Consider the following 5,787-nt stretch of genomic DNA (forward strand, 5'->3'; position numbering starts at 1 on the left):
CAGTCCGTCTCGTAATGCGTTGACTGTCGAACCACGAGGTATTAACGGGTCGACGCGGTACCCACTTCCATGACCGAGGTACGCGTAGCCGGTGTCGGCCTGACGCCGTTCGGAAACGAGCCCGAGCGGACGGGACGGGACCTGTTCGCAGCGGCGGCCGCGGACGCCTTCGCGGACGCCGACGTTCCGCGCGGGGACGTCGAAGACGTCAGGTACGGCAACTTCATGGGCGAGCTGGCAGAGCACCAGGGCCACCAGGGGCCGCTGATGGCCGAGGCCGCGGGCGTGACGGCGCCGGCGACCCGGTACGAGGCCGCCTGCGCCTCGAGCGCGGCGGCGGTTCGCGACACGGTCGTCGCCATCCGCAACGGCGAACGAGACGTCTGTCTGGTCGGCGGCGCGGAACGGATGACCAACCTGGGCACCGCCGGCGCGACGGAGGCGCTCGCGATCGCCGCCGACGACCTCTGGGAGGTCCGTGCCGGGATGACGTTTCCCGGCGCCTACGCCCTCATGGCGAAGGCGTACTTCGAAACCTACGGCGGGGGTCGCGAGGACCTGGCCCACGTCGCGATGAAGAACCACGACCACGCGCTCGAGAACGAGAAGGCCCAGTACCAGCGCGCCATCGAACTGGAGGACGTCCTGGACGCGCCGCCGGTCTCGGAACCGCTCGGGCTCTACGACTCGTGTCCGATCTCCGACGGGGCGGCCGCGCTCGTCCTCGTCAGCGGCGAGTACGCCGAGGCCAACGACCTCGAGGCCCCGGTGGCGATCACGGGAACCGGTCAGGGCGGCGACCGGATGGCGCTGCACGACCGCGAGCACCTCGCGCGCTCGCCGGCGGCCGACGAGGCCGCACGGGAGGCCTACGACGACGCGGGGATCGCGGCCGAGGACGTCGCGGCGGCGGAGGTCCACGACTGCTTCACGATCGCCGAGGTGCTCGCCATCGAGTCGCTCGGTATCGCCGAGGTCGGCGAGGGAATCTCGGCGGCTCGGGAAGGGTACACGACCGCCGACGGGTCGGTCCCCGTCAACCTCTCCGGCGGCCTCAAAGCCAAGGGCCACCCCGTGGGCGCCACCGGGGCGTCCCAGATCGCCGAGCTGACCGCGATCCTGCGCGGCGACCACCCCAACAGCGGCGCCGTCGACGGCTCGACCGTCGTCGCGCACAACGCGGGCGGCACGGTCGCTTCGTGCGTCGTCCACGTGCTGGAGGTGATCGAATGACCGCGACCGACGGCGTCGGCGACGCCGGCTTCGACGAGTGGCTCGACGCCCTCGAGCGCGACGAAGCGTACTACCTCGAGTGTCCCGCGGGCCACGGTTCGCTGCCCCCGCGACGCGTCTGTCCGGCCTGTGGCGAACCGGTGCTCGAGGAGCGCCCGCTCCCGGACGTCGGCGAGATCGAAACCTTCACCGTCACGCACGTCCCCACGCCGTCCTTCGAGGAGGACGCCCCGTACGCGGCGGCGATCGCTGACTTCGGTCCGGTGCGGATCACCGGCCAGGTCGTCGGCGCGGACGTCGCGGACGTCGAGAACGGGATGACCGTCCAGCCGACGGTTCACGTCTCGGAGACGACGGGCGATCGGCTGATCGCGTTCCGAATGCGATAGCCACCGGCGCATCGGACCGGAACGCCGATGCGGGAGGATTTGTCCAGGAATCGTCGCGGGAGCGAACTCCGGGGCCGCTCAGTCGTCGGCCGTCGCCGGAGCCTCGGTGCCGACTCGGCGCTCGAGGAAGTCGTCGAGCAGCTGGAACATGCGGAGCTTCTGGGCCTGGTCGGAGGAGGCGTGTCCCTCCTCGCCGAGCTCGCGGTACTCGAAGTCGCCGCCCTCGCCCGCTTCGTAGCCGGCCTCCTCCAGGGCGTCCCGGAAAGTGCGCGCCTGCGAGACCGGGACGCGGCTGTCCGTGACGCCGTGGACGAGCAGTAACGGCGCCTCGAGGTTCTCGACGTGCGTCGAGGGACTGCGCTCTGCGTACAGCTCCGGATTCTCCTCGGGCGTGCCGAGGTACTTCTCCATCAGCTCGACCCGGTAGTGGGGCATCGTGTTCTCGTACTGTTCCTCGAGGTCGGTCAGTCCGATCCACGCGACGCCGCCGTCGTACAGGTCCGGGTACTGGACCATCTGCCAGTAGGCGGAGTACCCGCCGTAGGAGCCGCCGAAGACGACGACGCGCTCGTCGTCGATCCAGTCGCGACTCTCGATGACGTGCTCGGCGGCGCTCGCCACGTCGCCCTGCTCGGCCCCGCCCCAGTCGTCGATGAGCTTCTCCACGAACTCGCGGCCCCGGCCGGTCGAGCCGCGGTAGTTGACCTGCAACACGGAGAAGCCCCGAGAGACGAGCACCTGCGTGTAGAGGTCGAAGGATTTCGTGTCGCGAGCGCGGGGGCCGCCGTGTGGGTTCACGATCAGCGGCGACGGGCGGACGCCCGAGTCGTACAGGAGGGCGCCGATCTCGAGTTCCTCGTACGGCTCGTGGTCGACGGCTCGCGCCGGCGTCTCCGGCACGCCGTCGGACTCGAACGTGAGGTGCTCCGCGTCGGCGAAGTCCTCGGGATCGAACGGCCCGTACTCGGCCTCGAGGAGCGTCTCGTACTCGTCGGTCTCGAGGTCGTAGGCGAGCAGCTCGGGCCGGCGGGTGGGCGTCGTGTGCTGAAAGACGACCCGACCGTCCGCGAGGGTGACGGTCCCGGTGTACTGCGCCCCGAAGGTCGCGACTCCGTCCGGAACGTCGAGCTCGCGGCCGTCGCCGGTTTCGAGGTCGTAGACGACCGGAACCGCGAGCGCGCCGCGGGCCCGACCGACGAGGACGCGATCGCCGTCCGGCAGAAACGCGATCCCGTGTTCGTCCCACTCGCCCTCGCCGTACCAGGTCACCTCGTCGGTCCGCAGATCGTAGACGCCGGCTCGGCCGAGGTCGTCGGTGTTGTCGGAGACGAGCAGCCGATCGCCGTCGGGCCCCCAGTCGGCGGGCGACGCTTCGGCGCCGACCGCCCCGATCTCGAGGTTTCGCGGCTCAGAACCGTCGACGTTCGCCACGTAGACGTCGCGGTTGTCGAAGTCGTCGGTCTCGTTCGTCGCGTACGCGATCCGGTCACACGCCGGCGAGAGGTGCGATCCCCAGACGGCTCGGTCGTACTCGGTGACCTTCGAGGTCTCGCCGGACGGGAAATCGTGACGGTAGAGGTTCATCTGGCCGTCCCGGTTGGATCCGACCAGCAGCGTCTCGCCGTCCCCGCCGACATCGTGGATCACGACCTGCCCGTCCATCGCGACGACCGGTTCGATCTCGCCGTCACGCGACATCGCGTACAGGTCGTTCTGTTCGTCGCCCGCATCGTCCTGGTGGAAGAAGACGCGATCGCCGTCCGCGTCCCACGCGAGGAACCAGCGGGCGTTGCGCGGCACCTCGCCGTCGGACCACCGCTCCAGCTCGCCGGTCTCGACGTCGAGGACGTGGAGCTCGTTGCGACCGGTGACGTCGTAGTAGAGCGCGACCGCCTCGCCGCTCGCGGAGGCGGTCGGGTGCGCCATCGTCGGGAGGCTCGCCAGCTCTTCGAGTATCTCGTCCGGATCCGTCATGGACGATCCTACGAAGTCTCCCCACATCAACCCTTTCGATTCGAAAGGCCCGGACGGTTCCGTTCGTCCCGACCCACGACCCGGTCGGGATCGACGTAGAGATTCGGAGGATGCGGTCGACGGCACGAGCGATTCGGAGGATTCGGTCGACGGCACGAGCGATTCGGAGGATGCGGTCGACCGGACGACGCCCGCGTCACTCCCCGCCGACCGCCGCCAGCGCCCCGTCGAGGTACGCGAGAAATTCGTCCGGGTGTTCGGCGTGGGGGAGCAGCGTCGTGTAGTCGACCACGACGAGCTCGACGTCCGCCGCATCCGCCAGCTCTCGCCCCTCCTCCAGCGGGATCAGCCCCGCGTCGCGACCCCAGACGAGCGTCACCGGAACGTCCAGCGCGGCGAGCTCCGTCGCGAGGTCGAGGTCGGGATCGAGCGTGCCCGCGGCGAAGGAAGCCGGCGCGAACCGCGCGCCGGGCTGGTGGGCGCTCCGCCAGGCGTACGCGAGTTCCTCGTCGTCGAGGCTGGTCTCGTCGTAGTAGCCGTCGCGGGCGAAGACGTATCGGAGGGCGGGCTTGCTCGCGAGCAGGTTGAACGCGGTCGTGCCGAGCAGCGGCGTCCGAAGCAGCCGTCGGAGCCAGGGTCGCTCGGTTGCCGTGTCGGCCGTCGGACAGACCAGGATCAGCCGCTCGACGGCGTCCGCGGCCGGGTGGGCGGCGGCCGCCGCCGCGAACGCGCCCGAGAGCGACGAGGCGAGTACGATCGGTTCGTCGGCGACGTCGCCGACGAACTCCCGGAGGAACTCCTCGTAGAGCGTCGCGGAGTAGACCAGCGGGGGTCGATCCGACCGTCCGAAGCCCGGCAGGTCGACCGCGATCACGCGGTAGTCCTCGGCCAACCGCTCCGCGACGGCTTCGAACTCCGCGCTGCTCCCGGCCGCGTGGATCCCGTGGACGAGTACGAGGTCCCGCGCGTCCGGATCGCCGGCGACGGTGTACGAGACGTCCATCCCGCGCCACCGGTAGGTTCGCTCCACGCCGGGAAGCGGGTTCTCGAGCGACCCCGCGCGGCGGCGGAGGAGGCGATTCCCCGCGACGGCCGTCGCGACGGCGCCGACGGTCAGTCCGGTGACGGTACGAAGCTTCATGCGCGGCGCTACCACGTCACCGGCCTTATTCGTAGGTGTCCGTCTCGCCGCGGGTGAATACGGAATATACTGCCGGAGATCGTCGTTCGAGTCTCGGTCGGGGAGCCGTCCGCGGTGGGCCACCGACGGTCGGCTCCTCAGTCTGCGTCCCCGGACGGCTCGTCGTCCGCGTCGAGCCGGTCGAGACAGCGCTCGACTGGACCGAGGAACTCGTCGGCGATGGTGTACGGGTCGGTCTCGCCCTGGCGGACGGCGTCGGCCAGGGACTCGACGCCGCCGCGTCGGTCGAGTTCGGCCTCGAGCATTCCGTGGAGGTCCTGACGCAGCAGCGTTCGGATCTCCTCGGCGTGGCGACGACGGGTTCGCTCGGCGACCTCGCCCGATTCGACGAGGTGCGCGCGGTGATCGGCGAACGCCTCGACGAGGTCGTCCACGCCCTCGCCCGACGTCGCCACCGTCTCGACGATCGGGGCTCGCCACGACGCCGTCGTTCCGTCGTCCCCGTCCGCGCCGTCGGCGTCCGAGCCGCCGACAGCCGCCTCGGCCCCGTGGTGGCCCGCACCCGCGCCGAAGCTCGGGCCGTCGCCGAGCTCGATCATCTCGAGCAGCTCCTGGACGGTCCGGTCCGCCCCGTCGCGGTCGGCCTTGTTGACGACGAAGACGTCGGCGATCTCGAGGATGCCGGCCTTCAGCGTCTGGACGGCGTCGCCCGACCCCGGCGGGACGAGGACGGCGACCGTGTCCGCCGTTCGGACGATGTCGATCTCGTTCTGTCCGGCGCCGACCGTCTCGATGATGATCTTGTCCTTGCCGAACGCGTCCATCGCCTTGACGGCGTCCGCGGTGGCCGTCGAGAGACCGCCGAGCGTGCCGCGGGCGCTCATCGAGCGCACGAAGACGTCCATGTCGCCGACGGTCGAGGCCATCCGGATGCGGTCGCCGAGCACCGCGCCGCCGGTGAACGGCGAGGAGGGGTCGATCGCGACGATGCCGACGGTCTCGCCGCGGTCGCGATAGGTTTCGGCCAGCTTGTCGACCAGGGTCGACTTC

Annotated in this window: 5 protein-coding genes; 2 read left to right on the forward strand and 3 right to left on the reverse strand. The window is 70.5% G+C overall.

The features are described 5' to 3' along the window. Positions 1-69 precede the first annotated feature (69 nt). Both QZT59_RS17805 and QZT59_RS17810 read left to right on the forward strand, forming a co-directional pair. Entirely contained in the window at positions 70-1,233 is a 1,164-nt protein-coding gene (locus QZT59_RS17805; protein ID WP_290819231.1) for a beta-ketoacyl synthase N-terminal-like domain-containing protein, read from the forward strand. Beyond that, the gene (locus QZT59_RS17810) at positions 1,230-1,622 is read left to right on the forward strand and encodes a Zn-ribbon domain-containing OB-fold protein (protein ID WP_290819232.1); all 393 of its coding nucleotides are present in this window, start codon (positions 1,230-1,232) and stop codon (positions 1,620-1,622) included. Before QZT59_RS17805 ends, QZT59_RS17810 begins: the two co-directional genes overlap by 4 nt. Positions 1,623-1,700: 78 nt before the next feature. Here the strand turns inward: QZT59_RS17810 and QZT59_RS17815 are convergent, their stop codons facing one another. The 3 genes from QZT59_RS17815 to meaB form a co-directional block, all read right to left on the reverse strand. Next, positions 1,701-3,596: a prolyl oligopeptidase family serine peptidase gene (locus QZT59_RS17815; protein ID WP_290819233.1), complete on the reverse strand. Its 1,896-nt coding sequence runs from the start codon at positions 3,594-3,596 to the stop codon at positions 1,701-1,703. A gap of 196 nt (positions 3,597-3,792) precedes the next feature. Continuing rightward, on the reverse strand, positions 3,793-4,737 hold the full coding sequence (locus QZT59_RS17820) for an alpha/beta fold hydrolase (RefSeq protein WP_290819234.1): 945 nt from the start codon (positions 4,735-4,737) through the stop codon (positions 3,793-3,795). Between the two features lie 137 nt (positions 4,738-4,874). Beyond that, positions 4,875-5,787 (reverse strand): methylmalonyl Co-A mutase-associated GTPase MeaB (gene meaB / locus QZT59_RS17825; protein ID WP_290819235.1); only part of this gene is annotated, 913 nt, incomplete at its 5' end.

This window comes from Halovivax sp. (assembly GCA_007119345.1).
GTDB lineage: Archaea > Halobacteriota > Halobacteria > Halobacteriales > Natrialbaceae > Halovivax.

Bases quoted from the DNA above. Each gene is read 5' to 3' on its own strand.
- QZT59_RS17820 (WP_290819234.1), bottom strand. From the start codon at position 4,737: ATGAAGCTTCGTACCGTCACCGGACTGACCGTCGGCGCCGTCGCGACG.
- QZT59_RS17815 (WP_290819233.1), bottom strand. From the start codon at position 3,596: ATGACGGATCCGGACGAGATACTCGAAGAGCTGGCGAGCCTCCCGACG.
- QZT59_RS17810 (WP_290819232.1), top strand. From the start codon at position 1,230: ATGACCGCGACCGACGGCGTCGGCGACGCCGGCTTCGACGAGTGGCTC.
- QZT59_RS17805 (WP_290819231.1), top strand. From the start codon at position 70: ATGACCGAGGTACGCGTAGCCGGTGTCGGCCTGACGCCGTTCGGAAAC.